Source organism: Martinezella calliandrae (assembly GCF_030272695.1).
Taxonomy (GTDB): domain Bacteria; phylum Pseudomonadota; class Alphaproteobacteria; order Rhizobiales; family Rhizobiaceae; genus Rhizobium; species Rhizobium calliandrae.
Genome location: NZ_JARFYN010000038.1, coordinates 44,715 through 66,552, shown reverse-complemented (window position 1 = coordinate 66,552; position 21,838 = coordinate 44,715). Strand labels below are relative to the sequence as shown.

Genomic DNA, 21,838 nt, shown 5'->3' with positions numbered 1-21,838 from the left:
GCAATCTTCTGCGAATGGAACCGGCTCGCCATCAAGCGCGCCAAGCATTCTACGACTGCATGACCAGACGGTATATCGTGAGGCAGTGCGGCGATTTCAAGGCCGCCATAATTTTTCTTCATCTAGTTTAATGTGAGCTCCTCACTAAAACTGCAGTAACCGCGATATAGTAAGCAAGTCTTCCTAAAAATTTAGGCGCATTCTGAGGATTTTGCCGGTATCCGTTCAATCTGCATTCATGCAATTTCTTATAAAACTGCTGAAAAGATTGAAAGAATGGGCGCTGGATCCTAGCAAATTCCGCGAATGCGCTATTTTTCAACTTATCGAAACTGGAAACGGTTTGCCGTGTCCTGTAATCGCACAGCACGTCCCTCGTCGATATGTCAGGCAAACGGGCAACAGCAATCAGCGCAGCCGCCAGGCATCATGTCATGCCGGCGGCGCGCAAAGGGAGAGCATTTATGAGACATAAGCTTCTTGCCGCCATCACATTGACCGCACTCGTTGCGATCCCGGCGATCGCGGAAGCCGCAGAGGGTTTTTCCACCGCCAACGTCAACATGCGGTCCGGCCCAAGCACGCAATATCCGGCAGTAACCATGATCCCGGTCGGCACGCCGTTGGAGATCAACGGCTGCCTGAACGAAACGCCCTGGTGCGACGTCTCCTTCTTTGGTGGCCGCGGCTGGGTCGCCGGTCAGTACATCCAGGCAACCTATCAGTCGCGCCGCATCTATGTCGGCCCGCAATATTACCGGCCGCTCGGCATTCCGACCGTCACCTTCAACTTGGACGACTACTGGGATCGCTATTATCGCGGCCGCGACTTTTACCACGACCGCGACCGTTGGCGGCGCGGACCGGGCTGGGGTTACGGCCGCCCGGATGCGAATTGGGACCGACGCCCTTACCGCAACCAGGATTGGAATAACGAACAGGACGGGAATTGGGACCGGCGCCCGGATCGAAACCGCGATTGGGGCGGGCAGCAGGACGACAACCGGGATTGGGGTCGGCAACAGAATAACAATCGGGATTGGGGCCGGCAGCAGCCCAACGACAACCAGGGCTGGGGCAACCAGCAGGACCAACGGCGTGACAACAACCGGCAGGACAGCCAGCAGCGTCGTCCCCAACCGCAACCCCAGCAGCCACAACCGCAGCCCCAGCCCCAGCAGACCCAAAACAATCCGCGGCCGAATGGCGGCTCCTCTGGACCATACAGTCCTGGCCATGTCGATCCGTGCCCGGCCGACCAGCCCAATTGCCTCATGACGCCTAGAGGCTCAAACCGGTAACATCGCCTTCATCAAGTGAAACAGCAAAGGCCAGCGACCTTCGTCGCTGGCCTTTTTCGTAGGTTCATTCGCGCTTGGATACCCGCTCAGCAACACGAGACGGGCAAACATGGAATTGATGATGTCGGGAAGATCAATGCGCTACGAGGGCTGCGCAAAGGCGCCCGGCATCCGCCGGCTCGGAAGGCTCGAGCGATCAGGCGGCGTCAGAGGGCCGCGCTGCCTCAATGGGTTTTCAAATGCGCCTCACGCGTCGCCGAAATGAACATTTCACGGGCTTCTTCGGCAGATTTCCGTCCGTCGATCGCAGCTCGGCAAACGCTTCTCGCAGCCACGTAGAGAGGGCCGCGCCGATCGGGCCATAGATTGGCCATGCAATTCAGGGCCTCGGAAGGGCCGGTCACCGTCTGAGAACTGCCATGAGCGAAACCGATTTCGATCGGGTTGCTCCATTTGATATGTCGCATGAATACTCCTCCTCACACGATACCACCCGTTTGGGACCGTCCGCCAAGACAGGCGGCGCAATGTCACTATATCCTCGATCAGATCATTCGAAAATATGCAACATTGCAAAGACCGCCCATATAATCGAAACAACCCAAAGAGCGTAAATCGCCAGCCGAACGAAGCAGCCAGCGATTTGAGGTCACACAAAAGGACAAGTTTTCAACGGCCGTAAGGTTCCAACGCGATTGCGGCAAATGTCGTTTTCTCAAGGATATCAAAGATATAAAAATTTGGCATTGGGACAAAAATGGCCAACAAAGCAGGCGACTACTTACGATCTCAACGACCGGAAGTCGGAGACAAATCCTCGACCGCTTCGCGAAGCCTTTTGTGAAGGAACAACGACTGCCATGTTTGACAAAGGCATCCGGCAAGAAGAGCAGCAGATCAATCGAGCCGTCTGGCGAGTCACGCCGCGGATAGCTTTTATTTCTCCCGCGCAATCCGCTTCGCATCATCGGCCGAGAGGCCGGCGCGGCGAGCGAGCCATTCCAGTCCGAAAATTCGATCAAGCTGATCGATCAGCCACAATTCAAAGCGCTTCCACATGACGAGACCTTCCGGCGGCGGTCCAATAGGTTGCCGCGGTCCACGATGAACATCGCGCCCCGCCTGCCCACCCCGCTTAGCGAAGCAGCGACGGCCTCTGCGCGTTCGACAACAATTCCTGCTTGGTAGCGAAGTCACCGAACAGCTTTTTCAGCCGGGCTTCCTCCTCTTTGCAAATCCTGTGGCGCCGGGCGAAATCTTCGACACTCCAGACTTCCCGCAGCTTATTTTCACCGACTTTCTCGATATTAATATGTGAACTCATCTGCTCGCCCTTTATTTTTGTGATGAAACAATGCACGAGAGGGAGAAAAGTTCCTTCGACAATTCTACCGCAGATGGACGAATGCTGCCACTGCGATCGGTTAAGGATGTTTTTAATCCCTCCTTAAATCGCCGCATTTACAGTTCACCGGGGCTTTGATGTTCCGACGAAGCGACCGAGGGCGACGAGCAGGCGCGTGGCGGCTCGGCATCAGATATTGGAATATGGAACCATCGGGGGTATGACCGGTCCGTAATGGCAGGCAAACGCAGATCACCCCAGAGGATAGAGCCCTCCTTTTCAAGCGGTCAGGAACGCGGCGATGATGGATTCAGCGCCGGCGAACGGATTGCCGGCGGTGGGCGCTCTTCCGGGCGCGGCGACGAGGATCCTAAGCCAGACAGACCGCGCCGCGCCAAGAGTCGGCGCAAGCAGCCACGGCGCGAGCGCGGCGGTGGCTTCTTCGGCTTCGTCCGCTCGGTAATCTATTGGGGCATCGTGCTCTGCATCTGGGCCGGCATCGGCGCCGCCGGCCTCGTGGTCTATTATGGATCGCGCATGCCGAACGCCAGCACCTGGGCCATTCCAGCCCGGCCGCCAAATGTCAAGATCGCCGATCTCGACGGCAGCGTCGTCGCCAATCGCGGCGCGACAGGCGGCGAGGCTTTGACGCTGAACGACATGTCCCCCTATATTCCCGAGGCGATCATCGCGATCGAGGACCGTCGCTTCTATTCCCATTTCGGCTTCGATCCGATCGGCCTCGGCCGTGCGATAGTGACGAACGCGCTGACCGGCCATGCCGTTCAGGGCGGCTCGACGCTGACGCAGCAGCTCGCCAAGAACCTCTTCCTGTCACCAGAGCGCACGCTGGAGCGCAAGGTCCAAGAAGTGCTGCTCGCCATCTGGCTAGAGCATAAGTTCACCAAGGACCAGATCCTGGCGATGTACCTGAACCGGGTCTACTTCGGCGCGAACGCCTACGGCGTCGAGGCGGCGTCGCAGCGCTATTTCAATAAATCGGCGCGCGACGTGAATCTCGGCGAAGCGGCCATGCTCGCCGGCCTCGTCAAGGCGCCGTCGAAGCTGTCGCCGGCCCGCGATCCGGCCGCTGCCGAGGCCCGCGCCCAGCTCGTGCTGCAGGCGATGCGCGACCAGGGCTACATTAGCGAGGCCGATATCAAGACGGCGATGTCGCAGCCGCCGACACGGTCGAAAAGCTATTGGAGCGGCGCGCAGAACTATGTCGCGGATATGGTCATGGACCAGCTTCCCGGCCTGATCGGCGGCGACGTCAAAGAAGATCTGACCGTCGACACCACGATCGACACGTCGCTGGAACAGAAGGCCGAACAGGCGCTGAACGACGTGCTCGCCAAGGACGGCAAGAAACTCAATGCCTCGCAGGCCTCGCTCGTCTCCGTGGACGCGACAGGCGCCATCCGCGCGCTGGTCGGCGGTCGGGACTATGCGCAGAGCCAGTTCAACCGCGCCGTCACGGCCAAGCGCCAGCCGGGCTCCGCTTTCAAGCCTTTCGTCTATACCGCGGCGCTGGAGATGGGCCTGACGCCGGACTCGATCCGCAACGACGCGCCGGTAAAGATCGGCAATTGGGAGCCGGAGAACTACGAGCAGAAGTATAACGGGCCGGTGACGCTCGCCACCGCCGTGGCCCATTCACTAAACACCGTCGCCGCCCAGCTTGCGATGGAAGTCGGGCCCGAGCAAGTGGTCAAGGTCGCGCATCGTCTCGGCATCGAATCCGACCTGCAGGCCAACGCCTCGATCGCGCTCGGAACATCGGAGGTCTCACTGCTGGAGCTTACCTCGGCCTATGCTTCTTTCATGAACGGCGGCCTCAAGGCGACACCGCACGTCATCACCAAGGTGACGACCGCCTCCGGCAAGGTGCTCTATCAGGCGAATTTCGACAATTCGCCGCGGGTTCTGAACGCTGGCGTCGTTACCAATATGAACAGCATGATGACCGGCGTCATCAATTTTGGCACCGGCAAGGCTGCGCGTGTCCCCGGCTGGCAAGCGGCTGGCAAGACCGGCACGACGCAATCGTTCCGCGATGCGCTGTTCGTCGGTTTCACCAGCCATCTTACCACCGGCGTGTGGTTCGGCAATGACGACGGCAAATCGATGAAAAAGGTGACCGGCGGTGGGCTGCCAGCCAGAGCCTGGAAGGAATTCATGGTTGCGGCCCATAAGGGCCTCACGCCGACCCCGATTTTCGGCGGCGGCCAGATCATTGACAGTAGCGTGCCGGTGGCGGCATCCGCGCCGAATGTCCAACAGCCGACGACGATCGGCGCTATCATCTCCGGTGCCATTAGCGCCGGCAACGACGGCCAGGCTGCGCAACAACAGAGCCAACCGACGATCCAGCAACGGCCCGCGCAGCAACCGGTCCAGCAGCCGCGACAGCCAGTCAATCAGGCACCAGTGAACGACGATCCCGAAGATCTGCCGCCCGCGGGCCTGGCCGACAACACCAATCCCTACAGTACGAACCGCTACGACACCGGGGATATCCCCCCTGCCGATATCGGCGATACCGTCCCGACGACGGCGACGGTTAGGCCGCACCGCTCCTCGCTTCTCGATGTCATTCTCGGGCAATAAGAAGCGATTCTTGCCATTGTCGCTTGCAAGGCCGCGGCAAGGCTGATCTGATAGATGGTCGCGCGAATTCCGCGGGCTCACAACCTGATTGTGACACTGTGGAATTTGCGCGACAAACCATTCGTTTTGCTGGATTCCGGGTGATTTCCTGCCTTGCAGTCAGTAAAACCGCTACTTATATACGCGGCATCACCGCAGTCATGGCTGCGCAATCCTCAAGACCATCCCGTAAGGGGCTGTCAATGGAATGCCTGACAGGGGTTCCGATAGCTTGCTTCAAGGAGAGAATGACATGGCAAAAGTAATTGGTATCGACCTTGGAACCACGAATTCCTGCGTCGCCGTCATGGACGGCAAGGACGCGAAAGTGATCGAAAATGCCGAAGGCGCCCGCACCACCCCTTCTATGGTAGCCTTCACTGACGACAGCGAACGCCTCGTCGGCCAGCCGGCCAAGCGCCAGGCGGTCACCAACCCCACCAACACCCTCTTCGCTGTCAAGCGCCTGATTGGCCGCCGCTACGAAGATCCGACTGTCGAGAAGGACAAACACCTCGTTCCCTTCAAGATCGTTCGTGGCGACAATGGCGACGCCTGGGTCGAGGCACAAGGCAAGGGCTATTCGCCCGCACAAGTTTCCGCAATGATCCTTCAGAAGATGAAGGAAACCGCCGAATCCTATCTCGGCGAAAAGGTCGAAAAGGCCGTTATCACCGTTCCCGCATACTTCAACGACGCGCAGCGCCAGGCAACCAAGGATGCCGGCAAGATCGCCGGTCTTGAAGTCCTGCGCATCATCAACGAGCCAACCGCTGCCGCTCTCGCCTACGGCCTCGACAAGAAGGACGGCAAGACGATCGCCGTCTACGACCTTGGCGGCGGCACCTTCGATATTTCGATCCTGGAAATCGGCGACGGCGTTTTCGAAGTGAAGTCGACCAACGGCGACACCTTCCTTGGCGGTGAAGACTTCGACATGCGTCTCGTCGAATATCTCGTTGCCGAGTTCAAGAAGGACAACGGCATCGATCTCAAGGGCGACAAGCTCGCTCTGCAGCGCCTCAAAGAAGCCGCTGAAAAGGCCAAGATCGAACTGTCCTCTTCGCAGCAGACCGAAATCAACCTGCCCTTCATCACGGCAGACGCCACCGGCCCGAAGCACTTGACGCTGAAGCTGACCCGCGCCAAGCTGGAAAGCCTGGTCGACGATCTCGTTCAGCGCACGATCGCGCCTTGCAAGGCCGCTCTCAAGGATGCCGGCGTCACGGCTGCCGAGATCGACGAAGTCGTTCTCGTCGGCGGCATGAGCCGCATGCCGAAGGTTCAGGAAGTCGTCAAGCAGCTGTTCGGCAAGGATCCACACAAGGGCGTCAACCCGGACGAAGTCGTCGCTCTCGGTGCTGCCATCCAGGCCGGCGTCCTCCAAGGCGACGTCAAGGACGTCCTGCTGCTCGACGTTACCCCGCTGTCTCTCGGCATCGAAACCCTGGGCGGCGTCTTCACCCGCCTGATCGAGCGTAACACCACGATCCCGACGAAGAAGTCGCAGACTTTCTCGACGGCCGACGACAACCAGTCGGCCGTGACCATCCGCGTTTCGCAGGGCGAGCGCGAAATGGCTGCCGACAACAAGCTGCTCGGCCAGTTCGACCTCGTCGGCTTGCCGCCGGCACCGCGTGGCGTACCGCAGATCGAAGTCACCTTCGATATCGACGCCAACGGCATCGTCCAGGTTTCGGCCAAGGACAAGGGCACCGGCAAGGAACAGCAGATCCGCATCCAGGCTTCCGGCGGTCTTTCCGACGCCGACATCGAAAAGATGGTCAAGGACGCCGAGGCACATGCTGCCGAGGACAAGAAGCGCCGCGAAGGCGTGGAAGCCAAGAACCAGGCCGAAAGCCTGATCCACTCCAGCGAGAAGTCGCTGAAGGATTATGGCGATAAGGTCACCGAAGCTGACCGCAACGCGATCTCCGAGGCGATTACCGCGCTGAAGGCTGCGACCGAAGCTTCCGAACCGGACGCCGAAGACATCAAGGCCAAGACCCAGACGCTCATGGAAGTGTCCATGAAGCTCGGCCAGGCGATTTATGAAGCCCAGCAGGCGGAAGGCTCTACCGCTGATGCCAAGGCGGGCGGCCATGACGACGTCGTCGATGCCGACTACGAGGAAATCAAGGACGAGGACGACCGCAAGCGGTCTGCATAATCGCAAGCCTTAACTGGTTTGGCTGAAACTCAGATCCGGCTGCCTTAGGGCAGCCGGAAATCCATTTCCGGGGTCGATTCCTTAATGGCAAAAGCGGACTTTTACGACACGTTGGGTGTCGCCAGAACGGCGGACGAAAAAGAGCTCAAGAGCGCTTTTCGCAAGTTGGCGATGAAATTTCATCCGGACAAAAATCCGGAAGACAAGGATGCCGAGCGAAAGTTCAAGGAAATCAACGAAGCCTACGAGACGCTCAAGGATCCGCAGAAGCGCGCGGCCTATGATCGTTATGGCCATGCTGCCTTCGAGCACGGCGGCATGGGCGGTGGCGGCGGTTTTGGCGGCGGTGGCTTCGGTGGCGGCGGCTTCTCCGACATTTTCGAAGATATTTTCGGCGAGATGATGGGTGGCGGACGCTCGCGCGGGCGCTCCTCGGGCGGTCGCGAACGCGGCGCCGATCTTCGCTACAACATGGAAATCTCGCTCGAAGAGGCTTTTACCGGCAAGACGGCGCAGATTCGCGTACCGACCTCGATCACCTGCGACGTTTGTTCCGGCTCCGGTGCCAAGCCGGGCACCCAGCCGAAGACCTGTGGCACCTGCCAGGGTTCGGGCCGGGTGCGCGCCGCGCAGGGATTCTTCTCGGTCGAGCGCACCTGCCCGACCTGCCACGGCCGCGGCCAGATCATTCCCGATCCCTGCACGAAATGCCATGGTCAGGGCCGCGTTACCGAAGAGCGTTCGCTCTCGGTCAACATCCCGGCCGGCATCGAGGATGGCACGCGCATTCGCCTGCAGGGCGAAGGCGAAGCTGGCTTGCGCGGCGGGCCTTCGGGCGATCTCTATATCTTCCTCTCCGTCAAGCCGCATGAATTCTTCCAGCGCGACGGCGCCGATCTCTATTGTGCAGTGCCGATCTCAATGACGACGGCGGCGCTTGGGGGCACCTTCGATGTTGCGACGCTCGATGGCACGAAATCGCGCGTCACCGTTCCCGAAGGCACACAGGTTGGTAAGCAATTCCGCCTGAAGGCGAAGGGCATGCCGGTGCTGCGCTCCAGCCAAGTCGGGGATCTCTACATTCAGATCCAGATCGAAACACCGCAGAAGCTTACCAAGCGCCAGCGCGAGCTGCTGCAGGAATTCGAACAGATCTCCTCGAAGGACAACAATCCCGAATCAACGGGCTTTTTCGCTCGCATGAAGGATTTCTTCGAAACGTTCAGCGACTGAGCGGCGAATCAATTCGTTTCACATGAATCCGGCCGATGATTCGGCCGGATTTCTTATTTTTGGGGCGAATCACCCGCCCTCGTGGTTCGAGACGGCCCCTTGGGTCTCCTACGATGGGGGCTGATCCTCTCACCCTGCCTGATGCGTCACATTCCGCCACGGGCGTGCAATTCGCTCCACTCTCATCCTGAGCCCGTCGAAGAACGAGGGTGCCCCGCCGTCGCCCCGCTCCATCTCTGTTACATGGCCACCGGCAAAAACCTTGCACTCCGGCGGGGTTCGGCATACCCCTCGCCCATCGACACGAATCCGGATACCCGATGCCGCACAAGGTTTTCATCTCACGCCTGAAGCTGACCGACTTCCGCAATTATGCGGCGGAGTCGCTTGCGCTTGACGAGCGGCATGTGGTGCTGACCGGCGACAACGGCGCCGGCAAGACCAATCTGATGGAGGCGGTCTCCTTCCTCTCACCCGGACGCGGTCTGCGGCGCGCGGCCTACGCGGATGTCATCCGCGTTGACGCGTCGAGCGGCTTTTCGATTTTCTCCGAGCTGGAGGGCATGGACGGCGAGGTCGAAATCGGCACCGGCGTCGACGCGACCGACGAGACGACGGCACGCAAGCTCAGGATCAACGGCACGCCGGCCAAGACCGTGGACGAGTTGACGGACCATCTGCGCGTGCTTTGGCTTACTCCGGCCATGGACGGGCTATTCACCGGCGGCTCCTCCGAGCGGCGCCGTTTCCTTGATCGACTGGTGCTGTCGCTTGACCCGGCGCATGGCCGCCGCGCCAGCGATTTCGAGCGGGCCATGCGCAGCCGCAACAAGCTGCTCGTCGAAGGGCGATTCGATCCGTCCTGGCTCGCCGGAATCGAGGAGCAGATGGCAAGCCTCGGCATCGCCATGGCGCTGGCCCGGCAGGAGATGCTTGGCCTTCTCTCGCGGCTGATCGCCGAAACTCGTGAGGCGACACCCTTCCCATCCGCCGCGCTCGAGCTCTCCGGTTTTCTCGACGGGCAATTCGATCGTCCGGCTCTCGATCTCGAGGACAGCTATGCCGAGATGCTGCGGGAGGGGCGCTATCGCGACGCGGCGGCGGGGCGCACGCTTGACGGCCCGCATCGGGCCGATCTCTTGGTGCGCCATCGAGAGAAACATATGGAAGCCGAGCGTTGCTCGACGGGCGAACAAAAGGCCCTGCTCGTCGGCCTTATCCTCGCCCATGCCCGCCTCGTCGGCAATTTGACCGGCCATGCGCCGATCCTGCTGCTCGACGAAATCGCCGCGCATCTGGACGAAGGCCGGCGCGCGGCTCTCTTTGACCTAATCGACGGACTTGGCGGACAGGCCCTCATGACGGGTACCGACAAAACGATGTTTTCAACGCTCGGCGAGCGGGCGCAATTTTTTATCGTTGCACATGGCGGTATTTCGAAATCATAAGCGGAGAATTCTCCCTGGAGCGTGATAATATCATCGTCATGGATCCTTTGACCTCAGACGAAATCGCCCGCTACCAGCGCCACATCCTGCTCCCCGAAGTGGGTGGCGCCGGCCAGCAGAAATTGAAGGTGGCACGGGTTTTGGTGATCGGCGCCGGAGGGCTCGGTGCGCCGGTGCTTCAATATCTCGCCGCCGCCGGCGTCGGTACGCTTGGGATTACCGATGACGACCGCGTCGCGCTCTCCAACCTGCAGCGGCAGGTGATCCACGATACCGGCACGATCGGCGAGCTGAAAACGCAAAGTGCTGCTGACGCCATTGCGCGGCTGAACCCGCATGTGCGCACGATTCGATTCGAGGAACGTTTTTCCATCGAGACCACGGCGCGGCACCTCGCCGGCTTCGATCTTATCGTCGATGGTTCCGACAATTTCGACACGCGCTATGCCGCAGCCGACGCAGCCGAACTGGCGCGCCTGCCGTTGGTGACCGGCGCGGTCGGCCGGTTCGATGGCTCGCTGACAACGCTGAAGCCCTACGAGACCAACTCCGACGGTACACCGAACCCTGGTTATCGCGACCTTTTCCCGGCGCCTCCGCCTGAAGGCCTCATTCCCGCCTGTTCCGAGGCCGGTATCATCGGCGCGCTGACCGGCGTCATCGGCACGCTGATGGCAATGGAAGCAATCAAGCTCATCACCGGCATCGGCGAGCCGCTGATCGGACGCCTCCTGCTCTATGACGGCCTTGCCGCCCGCTTCGAGACCATCCGCTACCGCCGCAAGCGCGCCAGGGCTGCGGCCGAATGACAGATATCACCCTGCGGCGTCTCGACGACAGCTTCGATCGCTGGAACGAACTGCTTGAGCTCATTCTCGTCTCCTTCGCCTATATGAATGGACGGATCGATCCGCCCTCCTCGGCGTTGTCGCTGACGCCGCAAGCGCTCAGGGAAAAGGCGAGGAACGAAATTGCCTATGTCGCACTCGACGGCGACCGATTGGCCGGCTGCATGTTCTGCCGTCCGGAACCGGACAGCCTTTATATCGCCAAGCTCGCCATCCTGCCGTCCGTGCAGGGCAAAGGGATTGGCCATCGCCTGCTGACGGTTGCGGAAGCGACAGCGCGGGAGCGTGGACTAACCGCGTTGCGGCTCGAAACGCGGATTGAGCTGATCGGCAATCACGCGACCTTTGCTAAGTGGGGATTCGCGAAAACCGCGGAGAACCGCCATGCAGGCTTCGACCGCACGACGTCGATCGAGATGCGCAAAGTCCTTATTTAACTAGCGAAACGGCAGGACGCGATTCGGCGGGCGATGGCCGTCGATGAAGGCGCGAATATTGATGATGACCTTGTCACCCATATCGATGCGGCTTTCGAGGGTGGCCGAGCTCATATGTGGCAATATCACGACCTTGCCCTCGTTGGCGAGCTTCACCAGCTTCGGATTGACGGCCGGTTCGTTCTCGAAAACGTCAAGACCGGCGCCGGCGATCTTGCCCTCGCGCAAAATCTTGATCAGCGCCGTCTCGTCGATGACATCGCCGCGCGCCGTGTTGACGATATAGCTGGTCGGCTGCAGCAGCGCCAGACGGCGCGCCGAAATCAGATGAAAGGTCGCCGGTGTTGACGGGCAGTTGACCGACACAATGTCGACGCGGGCAAGCATCTGATCAAGACTATCCCAATAGGTCGCCTCCAGCTCGTCTTCGGTCGTCATGCTGACGCGCTTGCGGTTGTGATAGTGAATGGACAGACCAAAGGCCTTGGCGCGGCGGGCGACGGCAGTGCCGATGCGGCCCATGCCGACGATGCCGATGCGTTTGCCGTGAATGCGGCGGCCGAGCATCCAGGTGGGCGACCAGCCGGCCCATTCGCCGGGCTTGTCCGTCAGCACCCGCGCACCTTCGGCGAGACGGCGAGGCACCGCCAGGATCAATGCCATGGTCATGTCGGCCGTGTCTTCGGTCAGGACGTTCGGCGTGTTGGTAACCGTGATGCCCCGGCGAGCGGCAGCTTCGACATCGATATGGTCCGTGCCGTTCGAAAAGCTGGCAATCAGCCTCATCTGCGGTCCGGCTTCCTCGATCAATGCGGCATCGATGCGATCGGTGACCGTCGGCACCAGCACATCGGCGGAACGAATGGCTTCGACAAGCTCGGCACGCGTGCGCGGCGTATCGTCAATGTTGAGTTCGGCATCGAAGAGTTCGCGCATCCGTGTCTCCACCGCATCCGGCAGTTTACGCGTGATGTAGACCTTCGGTTTTTTCTTCGTCGTCATGGCGACCGGCGATGCCTTGTTCAGATGTTCTTAACCAAGAAGCAGGATAATTTTCCCGTTCCGAGCATTTCTACCAGACCCGCAGGCGAAGACAAATAAAACTCGTGGGCGCGGCGCAGGGATTTGCCGATAAACCGGAACGATAGGCCGCCTTGGTCATGATGAGCGAACGGAAATCCCTATGCGTGGCAAAGTACTGAAGTCCTGCGCTGTTTTGGCGATCGGCCTGATGATGGCCGGCGCAACCGCCGATCTTGCCGCCGCCCAGGCCGCCAAGGGCCCGAGCGGATTGCCGCTGCCGCGGTTCGTCACCCTTAAGTCGAAGCGGGTCAACCTGCGCGTCGGCCCGAGCTCGGACTACGCTGTGTCATGGCTCTATCTCAAGCAGGGATTACCGGTCGAGATCATCCAGGAATACGACAATTGGCGCCGCGTCCGTGATGCCGACGGCACCGAAGGCTGGGTCAACCAGTCGTTGCTGTCCGGCCAACGCTCGGCGATCGCCGCGCCGTGGATGAAGGGCAAGGGCAAAGCGGTCTTCGTCAACATGCGCCGCGACGCGCAGCCGTCGAGCACCGTCATCGCCAAACTCCAGCCGGGCGTGATGATGAACATCCGCGAATGCACCGGCGACTGGTGCCTGGCGACCGCCGACGGTACCGAAGGCTGGGTGGCGCAATCCGAAATCTGGGGCGCCTATCCCGGTGAAGCTTTCAAATAAAAAGATAGTCCTCAAAATTCTATGGTAGCTGCGACCGCGTGACTCTTCCGACGCGACGATGCATCGGAACATCAAAGGCGGGAAACGGTGATCATGGAATATTTGCTCGGAACTCTTGGCGTAGCCATCATTCTGTTTGCATCGACCAATGTGGATGACATCTTTGTAATGCTCGGATTTTTTGCGGATCCCAAATTCCGCCCCCGAGAGGTTGTCGTCGGCCAGTATCTGGGTGTTGCCGCTCTTTACGGCGCGAGCGTTCTCGCCTCTTTGCTCTCGCTCGTCGTTCCGGCTGCCTATATGGGTCTCCTTGGCCTCGCACCGATATTTCTTGGCTTGAAGAAGCTATGGGCATTGCGGCAAGGCGCTGAAGCCGATGATAATCTTGAAGATCATGAAAAGGCGTCGGCCGGACACGGCAAGATCGCGGCTGTTGCTGCAGTTACGATTGCGAATGGCGGCGATAATATCGGCATCTATACGCCAGTATTTGCCACGCGAACGATCGATCAGATCGCGATCGTCGGTATCGTCTTCGCCCTACTCACGGCTCTATGGCTCGGCGCCGCACACTTCCTGGTCAATCACCGCACGATAGGCGCACCGATCAGGCGTTTTGGACATTGGATCGTACCATTCATCCTAGTGGGCCTCGGAATACTCATCCTGCATGAAGCCGGAACCATCGAGTTCCTTAGCCGGCTTTTATAGCCCCAACAAAAGCCGCGACAACGGTCTGCTGCGAGCGGCTTTCGAGTTTTAGCATGAGCCAATGCGTGGGCTCATTTGTGGCGGTATTTAAAGAAGCCCGAATTCCTTCGCAGCATCCGAAAGCGACCGCATCGGCCGTGGGCCGATCTGTTCGATGACGATAGCCGCGGCGAGGTTGCCGAGCTTGCCGCAGTCTTCGAGGGTACGACCCTCCGTATAGCCGAACAGGAAGCCAGCAGCGAAAAGATCGCCGGCACCGGTCGTATCGACGCGCTCCACGATCGGATGCGCATCGACGACATAGCGCTCGTTGCCGCGCACGATGACGGCGCCATCCTTTCCTGTTGTCACGGCTGCGATCTTGCAGTCGGCCGCAATCAGCTTCAGTGCGTTCTCGAAATCATCGGTCTCATAGAGCGACAATGCCTCGTCGCGGTTGGCAAAAACGATATCGACTGTGCCGGAGCGCATGAGATCGAGGAACTCCTCGCGATACCGGCCGACGCAGAAGCTATCGGACAAGGTCATCGACATTTCCCGGCCATTGGAATGGGAAATGCGGGCGCATTCGCGAATCGCTTCCTTGGCGCGCGGCGGATCCCAGAGATAACCTTCGAAATAGGTGACCTTGGCGTCGGCAACGACATCGGCTTCGACGTCCTCCGGACCAAGCTCGACGCAGGCACCGAGATAGGTGTTCATCGAACGCTCGCCGTCCTCAGTGACGAAGATCATGGAACGGGCGGTCGGCGGGAACGTACCCTTCGGTTTGGTTTCGTAACGCACGCCCTGGGCGCGGATGTCATGCGCGAAGATTTCCCCCAACTGATCATCCGCAACCTTGCCAAAATAGGCTGCCCTACCGCCGAAATTCGCCACGCCTGCTGCCGTATTGCCGGCGCTGCCGCCAGAGGCTTCGAGCGCCGGACCCATGCGCGAATAGAGCAACTCGGCCCGCTCGGCATCGATGAGGTTCATCGCAGCTTTGGTGATCTGGTTGTCGATCAGGAATTGGTCATTACAGCGGGAGATAATGTCAACAATAGCATTGCCAACAGTCAGTACGTCGAAACGAGTCATCAAAAAGGGGGTCCCCAGTATTGGTGATAGCCGGTATCCGGTATTAGCGGTTTTTCAGAAGTTTGGAAGGAAAATCGGCTTCACATGCGGTAACTAAATCTCAACCAGTCATCTCGCTGTCACTTTCCATCTGTAAATGTTCATCAAGTGAACTGGCATGGGATGCGGACAACGCGTCCACGCCAGTCCTGGGAAGGTATGATACCTTCCGCCTCACCGGTACGCGCGCCGACCACGGATGAACTGGCGGCTTGTGCACCGGGAGGACGCCGGCCGGAGCCGGGTTCGGAAAAGCGGGCGTTGCTCGCTTTTTTTGTTTCTGCCCGCTTTTCGGCTTCTCACGAGGCGGCAAGCTGCTACAACTTCGCGATCACGTCTCAATATCCTCCAGTTTGCAGCCCCCTCACCCGGCATGTCCGAAATCTTCTCCGATGTCCTGCCAATTTTCGTGCTGATCCTCATCGGCTGGGTGATTGTGCGTGCCGGCATATTGTCAGCCAACGTCGGCGAGGCGATGAGCGAGTTCGACTTCAAGATCGCGGTGCCGCTTCTTTTGTTTCAGACTATTGCTGAAGCGGATTTTCATGGAGCTTCGCCGTTCCGGCTGTGGATCGCCTATTTTGCCGGCGTCACGGTCGCCTGGACAGCCGGCCATCTGACGGCGACGCGGCTGTTTGGGCGAGACGCGCGAATCGGAGTGCTCGCCGGCGTATCGTCTGCCTTCGCCAACAATATTTTCATCGGCCTGCCGCTGGTGGGCCGTGCCGTCGGCCCCGACGGCATCGTGGCAATGTCGATCCTGCTTGCCGTGCATCTGCCGGTGATGATGATCGTTGGCACGATGCTGATGGAACGGGCCGAGCGCATTCAGAACGGCGGTTCCGGGCGCAGCATAGCGGCGGTCCTGCAGCAGGTCGGCAGAAACCTGGTCCGCAATCCGCTGGTCGTCGGGCTGTTCGCCGGCCTTGTCGTGCACGTCGTCGGCATTTCGTTGCCGACGACACTCGGCAACGTGGTAAGTGACATCGCCAAAATCGCGGGCCCGGCCGCGTTGATTTCACTTGGCATGGCGCTGCGGCAATATGGACTTTCCGGCAATCTCGGCATTGCCAGCGTCACTTCGGGCTTCAAGCTTTTGTTGCTGCCCGTCTGTGTGCTTGCGGCCGGCTACCTTCTCGGCCTTAGCCCGGATTGGCGAAAGGCACTAGTGCTCACCTCTTCGGTTCCAACAGGTGTGAACGCCTGGCTCATTGCCAATCGCTTCGGTGTCGGCCACAGTCTCGCGGCGTCGACGATTACGCTGACGACAGCGCTCGGTGCACTCACAGTGTCACTTTGGGCCTATATGCTCGGCTAGCATGCGATTTCCAAACGGTGCAAAGCAGTCTTGCGTGTGCTCGCCGCCAAGCACTTCGACGATATATCTCCGCGTTCGGAGAAGCAGGCACGAAAATGGCCATATATTCGCGCAGTCCCACCCTTAAGGGTGGAGCGCAGCAAAGGATGGAACCATGAATATTGCAGCTCCAGTCATCACGAACCCCGCGTCGGCCTATGCGCAGAAGGTCTTCGTCCTGCAGGGGGGCGGCGCTCTCGGCTCATATCAGGCAGGCGCTTTCGAAGCGCTGAGGCAAGTCGATATTGAGCCGGATTGGATCGCCGGTATCTCGATCGGCGCGATCAATGCCTCGATCATGGCGGGCAACGTGCCAGGCCAGCGGCTCGAGAAATTGCGTTCGTTCTGGAATAAGGTCAGCGTACAGTTACCGGTTGACCTCTTCATGGAGAAGCAGCGCGAGACCAACCATTTCTATCGCACCGTCAGCAGCTGGTGGGTGTCGACGTTCGGCGTGCCCGGCTTCTTTTCCCCCTGGCAGATCCCTTCGTGGTTTCAGTCGCGGGGTTCGGCGGGCGCGACGAGCATTTACGACACCGAGCAACTGCGCCAGACCCTGCTCGACCACGTCGATTTCGACCGCATCAACCACGGCCCTGTGCGACTGAGCCTCGGCTCCGTCAATGTCCGAACGGGCAATTTCGCCTACTTCGACAATAGGGACATCAAGATCAAACCCGAGCACGTCATGGCAAGCGGTGCGCTACCGCCCGGCTTTCCAGCGATCAAGATCGGCAACGAATACTACTGGGACGGCGGCCTGGTCTCGAACACCCCGCTGACTTATGTGCTGAGGAGCGGCGCAGGTGTCGACACGGTCGTTTTCCAGGTGGACCTCTTCAGCGCTACCGGCCCGTTGCCGCAGGACCTCGAAGAGGTGGAGGAACGGCGCAAGGATATTACCTACTCCAGCCGCACCCGACTCAACACCGATCTTTTTCTCGAACGGCACCAGCTACGCCGGACAATCTCGGAGCTCTACGCGCGCCTGCCCGAGGAGGCTAAAGCTGATCCGGAAATCCAGAAGCTCAAGGAAAACTGTTCCGACTACGGCGTCACGATCATCCACCTGATCTACCGCAACAAGCAGTTCCGCTCCCATTCGAAGGACTATGAATTTTCGGCTTTATCGATGCACGAGCACTGGCAGGCCGGCCTGCGCGATTGCCGGAAAGCACTGGCCTCAGAGGATTGGCGCGTGCCTCCAAGCATTGAGGACGGGCTCAAAGTCTTCGACCTCGATCAGAAGATGCGCTCGCGCAAGCACGTCGTTTGAGTGGCTGACTGGACTGAAAAAAGCCCGGTCGAGACGTCCGGGCTTTTGCATGTGTTCGCTTGAGGCAGTTTAGTTCGTCGCTGCGGGAGCGTTCGCGTCAGGCAGCGGCTCCGGCGTATCGGCGAGCGTGCGCAGATAGGCGATGATATTGGCGCGATCTTCTTCCTTCGGCAGGCCGGCAAAGCCCATCGCCGTTCCCGCGATGAATTTCTTCGGAGCTTCGAGGAAATGATAGAGATGATCGTAGGTCCACTTTTCGCTGCTGCCCTTGGAGAAATCCTTCATGCCGGAGGAATAACCAAAACCTTCGTGCGAGGCGATCGGGCGATCGACCACACCCCAGAGATTCGGACCGACCTTGTTCGGCCCGCCCTTAGTGCCATCATGACAGGCCTGACACTTCTTGAAGATCGATTCGCCGGCCTTGGCGTCGGCTTTTTGCAGCAATTGCGCGATCGGCGTTTCCTGTTTGGCGGCGGCTGCCTGGCCGCCTGCTCCGGCAGACGTATCTTCAGCGACGATAATTGCGAAGCCCGGCTTTTCCGGCGCTTCTGAACTAAAAATAAATCCCGACGCGAGCGACACGGACTTTAGCACAAAAAGTGTGGCCAGAAGTGCCCCGACACCCATGTTCACGTAGGATGAATTCATCTGCTATGCTCCCCTCACCCCCGGCAGCGGCTGCCGGCCCATCTTGAATTCGCGCGAAACCTATGTCTTTTGGCAGTTTCTTGCAACTCTCTAAACGGTATCCACCGTGAGACTTTTTGACACTTTTCCGGCGGGATTAGAAGGCCCAACAATGACAGATCCCAAGTTAGACAAGACGCTGGTGCTCATACCTGCCCGGATGGCCTCGACCCGCCTGCCGGGCAAACCGCTCGCCGATATTTGCGGTCTGCCCATGATCGTACAGGTTGCCAAACGCGCATGCGAGGCGGCGATCGGTCGCATCGTTGTCGCCGTCGACCACGACGATACTTTCGCCGCAGTGGCTAAAGCCGGATTTGAAGTCGTCATGACCAGCCAGGACCATCAATCCGGCTCCGACCGCATCTACGAGGCGCTGAAAGCCGTCGATCCCGATGGTCTCGCCGAGATCGTCATGAATGTCCAGGGCGACCTGCCGACCATCGATCCCGACACCATCCGCGCTTCGTTGCGCCCGCTCGAAAACCCTGCCGTCGACATTGCGACGCTTGCCGTCGAAATCACCGATGAGGAAGAGAAGACCAAGCCAAGCGTCGTCAAGCTGGTTGGCTCCGCTCTTTCGGATAAACGCATGCGGGCGCTTTATTTTACGCGCGCCACGGCGCCTTACGGCGCGGGGCCGCTTTATCATCACATCGGCCTTTACACCTATCGCCGCGCAGCGTTGGAGAAATTCGTCAGCCTTGGCCCTTCGCCGCTGGAAAAGCGCGAATCACTGGAGCAATTGCGGGCGCTCGAAGCGGGCATGCGCATCGATGTCGAGATCGTTGACACGATACCGCTCGGTGTCGATACTCCCGGCGACCTCGAAAAGGCCCGCCGCATCCTTTCCGGCGCCGCTCTCTGACGGAATTTCCCCCAAAGGCAGTCCCAATGATCACCAAGACGAACAGAATTTCTTTTCAGGGCGACTATGGCGCCAATTCTCACATGGCCAGCCTCGACATGTTCCCGACGATGGAGCCGCTGCCCTGCCAGACCTTTGAGGACGCCTTCACTGCCGTCGACAATGGCGATGCCGATCTTGGCATGATCCCGATCGAAAACACGATCGCCGGCCGCGTCGCTGATATCCATCATCTGCTGCCCGAATCGCGACTGCATATCGTCGGTGAATATTTCATGCCGATCCACTTCCAGCTCATGGTCCTGCCCGGCGTGAAGAAGGAAGAGATCCGCACGGTTCACAGCCATATTCATGCGCTTGGCCAATGCCGCAAGATCGTGCGCGCCAATGGCTGGAAGCCCATCATTGCCGGCGATACGGCCGGTGCGGCCAAGCTCGTGCAAGAAACCGGCGACCGCACCATGGCCGCCCTTGCGCCGCGGCTGGCGGCCGAACTCTACGGGCTCGAAATCGTTGCGGAAAATGTCGAGGACACCGAAAGTAACGTGACGCGCTTCGTGGTGCTGTCGCGCGACGAAAACTGGGCGCAGCGCGGCTCGCCCGAGGAAAAGATCGTCACCACCTTCGTCTTCAACGTCCGAAACATTCCGGCCGCGCTCTATAAGGCGCTCGGTGGCTTCGCAACCAACGGCATCAACATGACCAAGCTCGAAAGCTATCAGCTTGGCGGCCGTTTTGTAGCAACGCAGTTTTATGCGGATATCGAGGGCCATCCCTCCGATCCGAATGTCCGGCGCGCGCTGGAGGAATTGCGGTTCTTCTCGGAAAAGGTCCGCATTCTGGGCGTCTATAGAGGTCATCCGATGCGGGGCGACCTTTGAGCCGGGTTTGCCTCGAAGGCCCCACCCTCGGTCCTTCGAGGCTTCGCTCTTCGAGCTCCACGGCTTAGGATGAGGCAGAGTAGGTTATGCGGTTGCGTGCGAGAAGATCAGCCCTCATTGTGCGACACGAAACTCAGATGGTTGCAGCCCGCACGCGGGGAAAAAGAGATAGACGCACCACAGCATTCCCTACAGCAGCTCATTTGGGCGAGGATAAATGGGCCGCCCCCTCCCCGTCCAAACGGGGAGGGGGCTAGGGTTAGGAGCAAAAATCGCAAAGTATGGGATTCACTTATCCGGCTCACAAACCCGGAGACGATGGCCGTCGGGATCGAGCACGACGAAGGTCGGGCCGAAATCGAGCGTCGTCAGCTCCTGCGCTATAGGCAGACCGCGGGCTTTCCAGTCCTTGTAGTGCTCCGCGACCGCGCCCTCGCCTTCGACCATGAAGGCAAGTTCGCCGCGACTACCGATAGCGGACGGCTGCGGCTCGACGCTGCTGCGGCGCCAGAGGCCGAGGGTGAAACCATTGTCGAGCGGGAAGGCGGCGAAATTCGGTGCGGCGACGGCTGGTTCGCGACCGAGCAGGTCGCGATAGAAAGGCACGCTTTCGGCCGGATCCTTGACGTAGAAGATGATGAGATTCGGGCTTGTCATTTGAATATTCCTCTTGTTTTACGGGGATATAAGGGCATGACAGATGCGGTCCGGGAGCCAGGACGGAGCCTGCCGGCCATGGATCGTCAGCGGATCGGATGTTTATGAGGATGCGTTTAGTGCATCCTTTCTTCCTCACGGTACGGCTCACAGCCGTCCAGAAAGCCCAGATCGCGCTTCATCGAATCCGGTACGCCCTCTATATCGAAGCGATTCCCTCTGCCTGCAAAATAGCGAAGTGCACCCAACAGAAGGCGGAGCGGCCATGCCGGCATTGAAAGATCTTTGCTTTTGCGGGCCTCGTTGACGTCGCGATGCGCTTGTTTCGTGACGATGATAGCGTGGCTTGCCATGATCGGTCCTCCTTCCTGCCTGGATGGTGCCGATCATAGCGGTAGCTACTGACAGTTTCTGGCAGCAGCCTTATGCCGGAGATCAATCGTTGGCAATGCCCTGCTGGGCGTGCCATTCCCTTGCAAGTGCGATTCGGCGGCGTGGGTAGCGCGCCTCGAGCACTGCGAAATCGATGATACGGTCGGCGCGGAAATGGCGAAAATCCTGACGCAGCTCGCACCAGGCCATGATGATGCGCGCGTTGTCGAAATAGCCAAGCGCGAAGGGCCAGATACGCCTGGTCGAAATGGCGCCGTTCACGTCGCCATAGGTCAATTGCACCATCCGCTCCGTACGGATTGCCTTGCGCATGAGGGAAAGATCGGCCTTATCCTCCGTTATGCGGCGCGTGGCGACGATTACGGCAGCCTGATCGACCGCCTCACGCATTTCGGCCGGCAGCACGGCAGCGATCTTGGCAAGAGCGTCGGCTCCGGCTGCTGCCAGTCGCGAATCGGTCGCGCGCGCCACCCATCTCGACCCCAGCACCAGCGCCTCGATCTCGTCCTGCGAAAACATCATTGGCGGCAGCATGAAGCCCGGCTTCAAAACATAGCCGATGCCAGGCTCGCCTTCGATCATGGCGCCTTGGGTCTGCAGGCTGGCGATATCGCGATAGAGCGTACGCAGGCTGACGCCGGTCTCCTCTGCGAGGGTCGCGCCGCTGACCGGGCGGCGGTAACGCCTGAGCGTCTGTAGCAGGGTCAGCAACCGTTCAGAGCGCGCCATGAC

At 59.8% G+C, this 21,838-nt stretch carries 22 protein-coding genes; 13 read left to right on the top strand and 9 right to left on the bottom strand.

Going from position 1 to position 21,838, the window contains the following annotated elements; genetic code table 11:
* Positions 1 to 464 precede the first annotated feature (464 nt).
* Positions 465 to 1,301 carry an SH3 domain-containing protein gene (locus PY650_RS24745; protein ID WP_285882238.1) on the top strand — a complete coding sequence of 279 codons (837 nt, stop codon included), beginning with the start codon at positions 465 to 467 and terminating at the stop codon, positions 1,299 to 1,301.
* A gap of 224 nt (positions 1,302 to 1,525) precedes the next feature.
* On the opposite strand, the gene PY650_RS24740 is transcribed toward PY650_RS24745, so the two are convergent.
* The 3 genes from PY650_RS24740 to PY650_RS24730 form a co-directional block, all read right to left on the bottom strand.
* Positions 1,526 to 1,768, bottom strand: coding sequence for a DUF982 domain-containing protein (locus tag PY650_RS24740; RefSeq protein ID WP_120702623.1), 243 nt, complete (start codon positions 1,766 to 1,768; stop codon positions 1,526 to 1,528).
* A gap of 469 nt (positions 1,769 to 2,237) precedes the next feature.
* A complete protein-coding gene (locus PY650_RS24735; protein WP_285882237.1) occupies positions 2,238 to 2,360 on the bottom strand; it encodes a hypothetical protein in 123 nt (40 codons plus the stop codon).
* A gap of 76 nt (positions 2,361 to 2,436) precedes the next feature.
* A complete protein-coding gene (locus tag PY650_RS24730; protein ID WP_285882236.1) occupies positions 2,437 to 2,625 on the bottom strand; it encodes a hypothetical protein in 189 nt (62 codons plus the stop codon).
* Between the two features lie 255 nt (positions 2,626 to 2,880).
* Here PY650_RS24730 and PY650_RS24725 point away from each other — a divergent pair, with 255 nt between their 5' ends.
* The 6 genes from PY650_RS24725 to PY650_RS24700 all read left to right on the top strand — a co-directional run bounded on the left by PY650_RS24725 (position 2,881) and on the right by PY650_RS24700 (position 11,431).
* On the top strand, positions 2,881 to 5,256 hold the full coding sequence (locus PY650_RS24725; protein WP_285882235.1) for a transglycosylase domain-containing protein: 2,376 nt from the start codon (positions 2,881 to 2,883) through the stop codon (positions 5,254 to 5,256).
* 292 nt (positions 5,257 to 5,548) lie between these two features.
* Complete coding sequence (gene dnaK, locus PY650_RS24720; protein ID WP_285882234.1) at positions 5,549 to 7,465, top strand: molecular chaperone DnaK; 1,917 nt, start codon at positions 5,549 to 5,551, stop codon at positions 7,463 to 7,465.
* An 84-nt stretch (positions 7,466 to 7,549) separates the two neighbouring features.
* Positions 7,550 to 8,698 (top strand): molecular chaperone DnaJ, encoded by a 1,149-nt coding sequence (gene dnaJ, locus PY650_RS24715; RefSeq protein ID WP_285882233.1) that lies wholly within the window; start codon positions 7,550 to 7,552, stop codon positions 8,696 to 8,698.
* Positions 8,699 to 9,018: 320 nt separating this feature from the next.
* On the top strand, positions 9,019 to 10,146 hold the full coding sequence (recF, locus tag PY650_RS24710) for a DNA replication/repair protein RecF (RefSeq protein ID WP_285882232.1): 1,128 nt from the start codon (positions 9,019 to 9,021) through the stop codon (positions 10,144 to 10,146).
* A 38-nt stretch (positions 10,147 to 10,184) separates the two neighbouring features.
* Positions 10,185 to 10,955 (top strand): molybdopterin-synthase adenylyltransferase MoeB, encoded by a 771-nt coding sequence (locus tag PY650_RS24705; RefSeq protein ID WP_285882231.1) that lies wholly within the window; start codon positions 10,185 to 10,187, stop codon positions 10,953 to 10,955.
* On the top strand, positions 10,952 to 11,431 hold the full coding sequence (locus PY650_RS24700) for a GNAT family N-acetyltransferase (protein WP_432761575.1): 480 nt from the start codon (positions 10,952 to 10,954) through the stop codon (positions 11,429 to 11,431). The genes PY650_RS24705 and PY650_RS24700 overlap by 4 nt, the downstream gene beginning before the upstream one ends.
* Here PY650_RS24700 and PY650_RS24695 read toward each other — a convergent pair whose 3' ends face one another.
* Positions 11,432 to 12,433 carry a 2-hydroxyacid dehydrogenase gene (locus tag PY650_RS24695; RefSeq protein WP_285882230.1) on the bottom strand — a complete coding sequence of 334 codons (1,002 nt, stop codon included), beginning with the start codon at positions 12,431 to 12,433 and terminating at the stop codon, positions 11,432 to 11,434.
* 181 nt (positions 12,434 to 12,614) lie between these two features.
* On the opposite strand from PY650_RS24695, the gene PY650_RS24690 reads away from it, so the two are divergent.
* Positions 12,615 to 13,154, top strand: a complete 540-nt coding sequence (locus tag PY650_RS24690; RefSeq protein WP_285882229.1) for an SH3 domain-containing protein — start codon at positions 12,615 to 12,617, stop codon at positions 13,152 to 13,154.
* Between the two features lie 93 nt (positions 13,155 to 13,247).
* On the top strand, positions 13,248 to 13,865 hold the full coding sequence (locus PY650_RS24685) for a cadmium resistance transporter (protein WP_285882228.1): 618 nt from the start codon (positions 13,248 to 13,250) through the stop codon (positions 13,863 to 13,865).
* 87 nt (positions 13,866 to 13,952) lie between these two features.
* On the opposite strand, the gene PY650_RS24680 is transcribed toward PY650_RS24685, so the two are convergent.
* On the bottom strand, positions 13,953 to 14,945 hold the full coding sequence (locus PY650_RS24680; RefSeq protein ID WP_285882227.1) for an adenosine kinase: 993 nt from the start codon (positions 14,943 to 14,945) through the stop codon (positions 13,953 to 13,955).
* Between the two features lie 412 nt (positions 14,946 to 15,357).
* Here PY650_RS24680 and PY650_RS24675 point away from each other — a divergent pair, with 412 nt between their 5' ends.
* Entirely contained in the window at positions 15,358 to 16,302 is a 945-nt protein-coding gene (locus tag PY650_RS24675) for an AEC family transporter (RefSeq protein ID WP_285882226.1), read from the top strand.
* 154 nt (positions 16,303 to 16,456) lie between these two features.
* The gene (locus tag PY650_RS24670; RefSeq protein WP_285882225.1) at positions 16,457 to 17,617 is read left to right on the top strand and encodes a patatin-like phospholipase family protein; all 1,161 of its coding nucleotides are present in this window, start codon (positions 16,457 to 16,459) and stop codon (positions 17,615 to 17,617) included.
* Between the two features lie 69 nt (positions 17,618 to 17,686).
* Here PY650_RS24670 and PY650_RS24665 read toward each other — a convergent pair whose 3' ends face one another.
* A complete protein-coding gene (locus PY650_RS24665; RefSeq protein ID WP_285882224.1) occupies positions 17,687 to 18,268 on the bottom strand; it encodes a c-type cytochrome in 582 nt (193 codons plus the stop codon).
* A gap of 151 nt (positions 18,269 to 18,419) precedes the next feature.
* On the opposite strand from PY650_RS24665, the gene PY650_RS24660 reads away from it, so the two are divergent.
* Positions 18,420 to 19,175 (top strand): 3-deoxy-manno-octulosonate cytidylyltransferase, encoded by a 756-nt coding sequence (locus tag PY650_RS24660; protein ID WP_285882223.1) that lies wholly within the window; start codon positions 18,420 to 18,422, stop codon positions 19,173 to 19,175.
* A 26-nt stretch (positions 19,176 to 19,201) separates the two neighbouring features.
* Positions 19,202 to 20,056, top strand: a complete 855-nt coding sequence (locus PY650_RS24655; RefSeq protein WP_285882222.1) for a prephenate dehydratase — start codon at positions 19,202 to 19,204, stop codon at positions 20,054 to 20,056.
* A 288-nt stretch (positions 20,057 to 20,344) separates the two neighbouring features.
* Here PY650_RS24655 and PY650_RS24650 read toward each other — a convergent pair whose 3' ends face one another.
* The 3 genes from PY650_RS24650 to PY650_RS24640 all read right to left on the bottom strand — a co-directional run bounded on the left by PY650_RS24650 (position 20,345) and on the right by PY650_RS24640 (position 21,835).
* The gene (locus tag PY650_RS24650) at positions 20,345 to 20,713 is read right to left on the bottom strand and encodes a VOC family protein (RefSeq protein WP_285882221.1); all 369 of its coding nucleotides are present in this window, start codon (positions 20,711 to 20,713) and stop codon (positions 20,345 to 20,347) included.
* Positions 20,714 to 20,829: 116 nt separating this feature from the next.
* Positions 20,830 to 21,066 carry a hypothetical protein gene (locus tag PY650_RS24645; RefSeq protein WP_285882220.1) on the bottom strand — a complete coding sequence of 79 codons (237 nt, stop codon included), beginning with the start codon at positions 21,064 to 21,066 and terminating at the stop codon, positions 20,830 to 20,832.
* Positions 21,067 to 21,148: 82 nt separating this feature from the next.
* Positions 21,149 to 21,835, bottom strand: a complete 687-nt coding sequence (locus tag PY650_RS24640) for a helix-turn-helix transcriptional regulator (RefSeq protein WP_285882219.1) — start codon at positions 21,833 to 21,835, stop codon at positions 21,149 to 21,151.
* Between the last annotated feature and the right edge of the window lie 3 nt (positions 21,836 to 21,838).

Coding starts and splice junctions, on each gene's coding strand:
- recF (WP_285882232.1), top strand. CDS start 9,019: ATGCCGCACAAGGTTTTCATCTCACGCCTGAAGCTGACCGACTTCCGC.
- PY650_RS24745 (WP_285882238.1), top strand. CDS start 465: ATGAGACATAAGCTTCTTGCCGCCATCACATTGACCGCACTCGTTGCG.
- PY650_RS24670 (WP_285882225.1), top strand. CDS start 16,457: ATGAATATTGCAGCTCCAGTCATCACGAACCCCGCGTCGGCCTATGCG.
- PY650_RS24690 (WP_285882229.1), top strand. CDS start 12,615: ATGCGTGGCAAAGTACTGAAGTCCTGCGCTGTTTTGGCGATCGGCCTG.
- PY650_RS24665 (WP_285882224.1), bottom strand. CDS start 18,268: ATGAATTCATCCTACGTGAACATGGGTGTCGGGGCACTTCTGGCCACA.
- PY650_RS24740 (WP_120702623.1), bottom strand. CDS start 1,768: ATGCGACATATCAAATGGAGCAACCCGATCGAAATCGGTTTCGCTCAT.
- PY650_RS24730 (WP_285882236.1), bottom strand. CDS start 2,625: ATGAGTTCACATATTAATATCGAGAAAGTCGGTGAAAATAAGCTGCGG.
- dnaJ (WP_285882233.1), top strand. CDS start 7,550: ATGGCAAAAGCGGACTTTTACGACACGTTGGGTGTCGCCAGAACGGCG.
- PY650_RS24655 (WP_285882222.1), top strand. CDS start 19,202: ATGATCACCAAGACGAACAGAATTTCTTTTCAGGGCGACTATGGCGCC.
- PY650_RS24680 (WP_285882227.1), bottom strand. CDS start 14,945: ATGACTCGTTTCGACGTACTGACTGTTGGCAATGCTATTGTTGACATT.
- PY650_RS24640 (WP_285882219.1), bottom strand. CDS start 21,835: ATGGCGCGCTCTGAACGGTTGCTGACCCTGCTACAGACGCTCAGGCGT.
- PY650_RS24700 (WP_432761575.1), top strand. CDS start 10,952: ATGACAGATATCACCCTGCGGCGTCTCGACGACAGCTTCGATCGCTGG.
- PY650_RS24645 (WP_285882220.1), bottom strand. CDS start 21,066: ATGGCAAGCCACGCTATCATCGTCACGAAACAAGCGCATCGCGACGTC.
- PY650_RS24650 (WP_285882221.1), bottom strand. CDS start 20,713: ATGACAAGCCCGAATCTCATCATCTTCTACGTCAAGGATCCGGCCGAA.
- PY650_RS24725 (WP_285882235.1), top strand. CDS start 2,881: ATGGCAGGCAAACGCAGATCACCCCAGAGGATAGAGCCCTCCTTTTCA.
- dnaK (WP_285882234.1), top strand. CDS start 5,549: ATGGCAAAAGTAATTGGTATCGACCTTGGAACCACGAATTCCTGCGTC.
- PY650_RS24675 (WP_285882226.1), top strand. CDS start 15,358: ATGTCCGAAATCTTCTCCGATGTCCTGCCAATTTTCGTGCTGATCCTC.
- PY650_RS24685 (WP_285882228.1), top strand. CDS start 13,248: ATGGAATATTTGCTCGGAACTCTTGGCGTAGCCATCATTCTGTTTGCA.
- PY650_RS24660 (WP_285882223.1), top strand. CDS start 18,420: ATGACAGATCCCAAGTTAGACAAGACGCTGGTGCTCATACCTGCCCGG.
- PY650_RS24705 (WP_285882231.1), top strand. CDS start 10,185: ATGGATCCTTTGACCTCAGACGAAATCGCCCGCTACCAGCGCCACATC.
- PY650_RS24735 (WP_285882237.1), bottom strand. CDS start 2,360: ATGTGGAAGCGCTTTGAATTGTGGCTGATCGATCAGCTTGATCGAATT.
- PY650_RS24695 (WP_285882230.1), bottom strand. CDS start 12,433: ATGACGACGAAGAAAAAACCGAAGGTCTACATCACGCGTAAACTGCCG.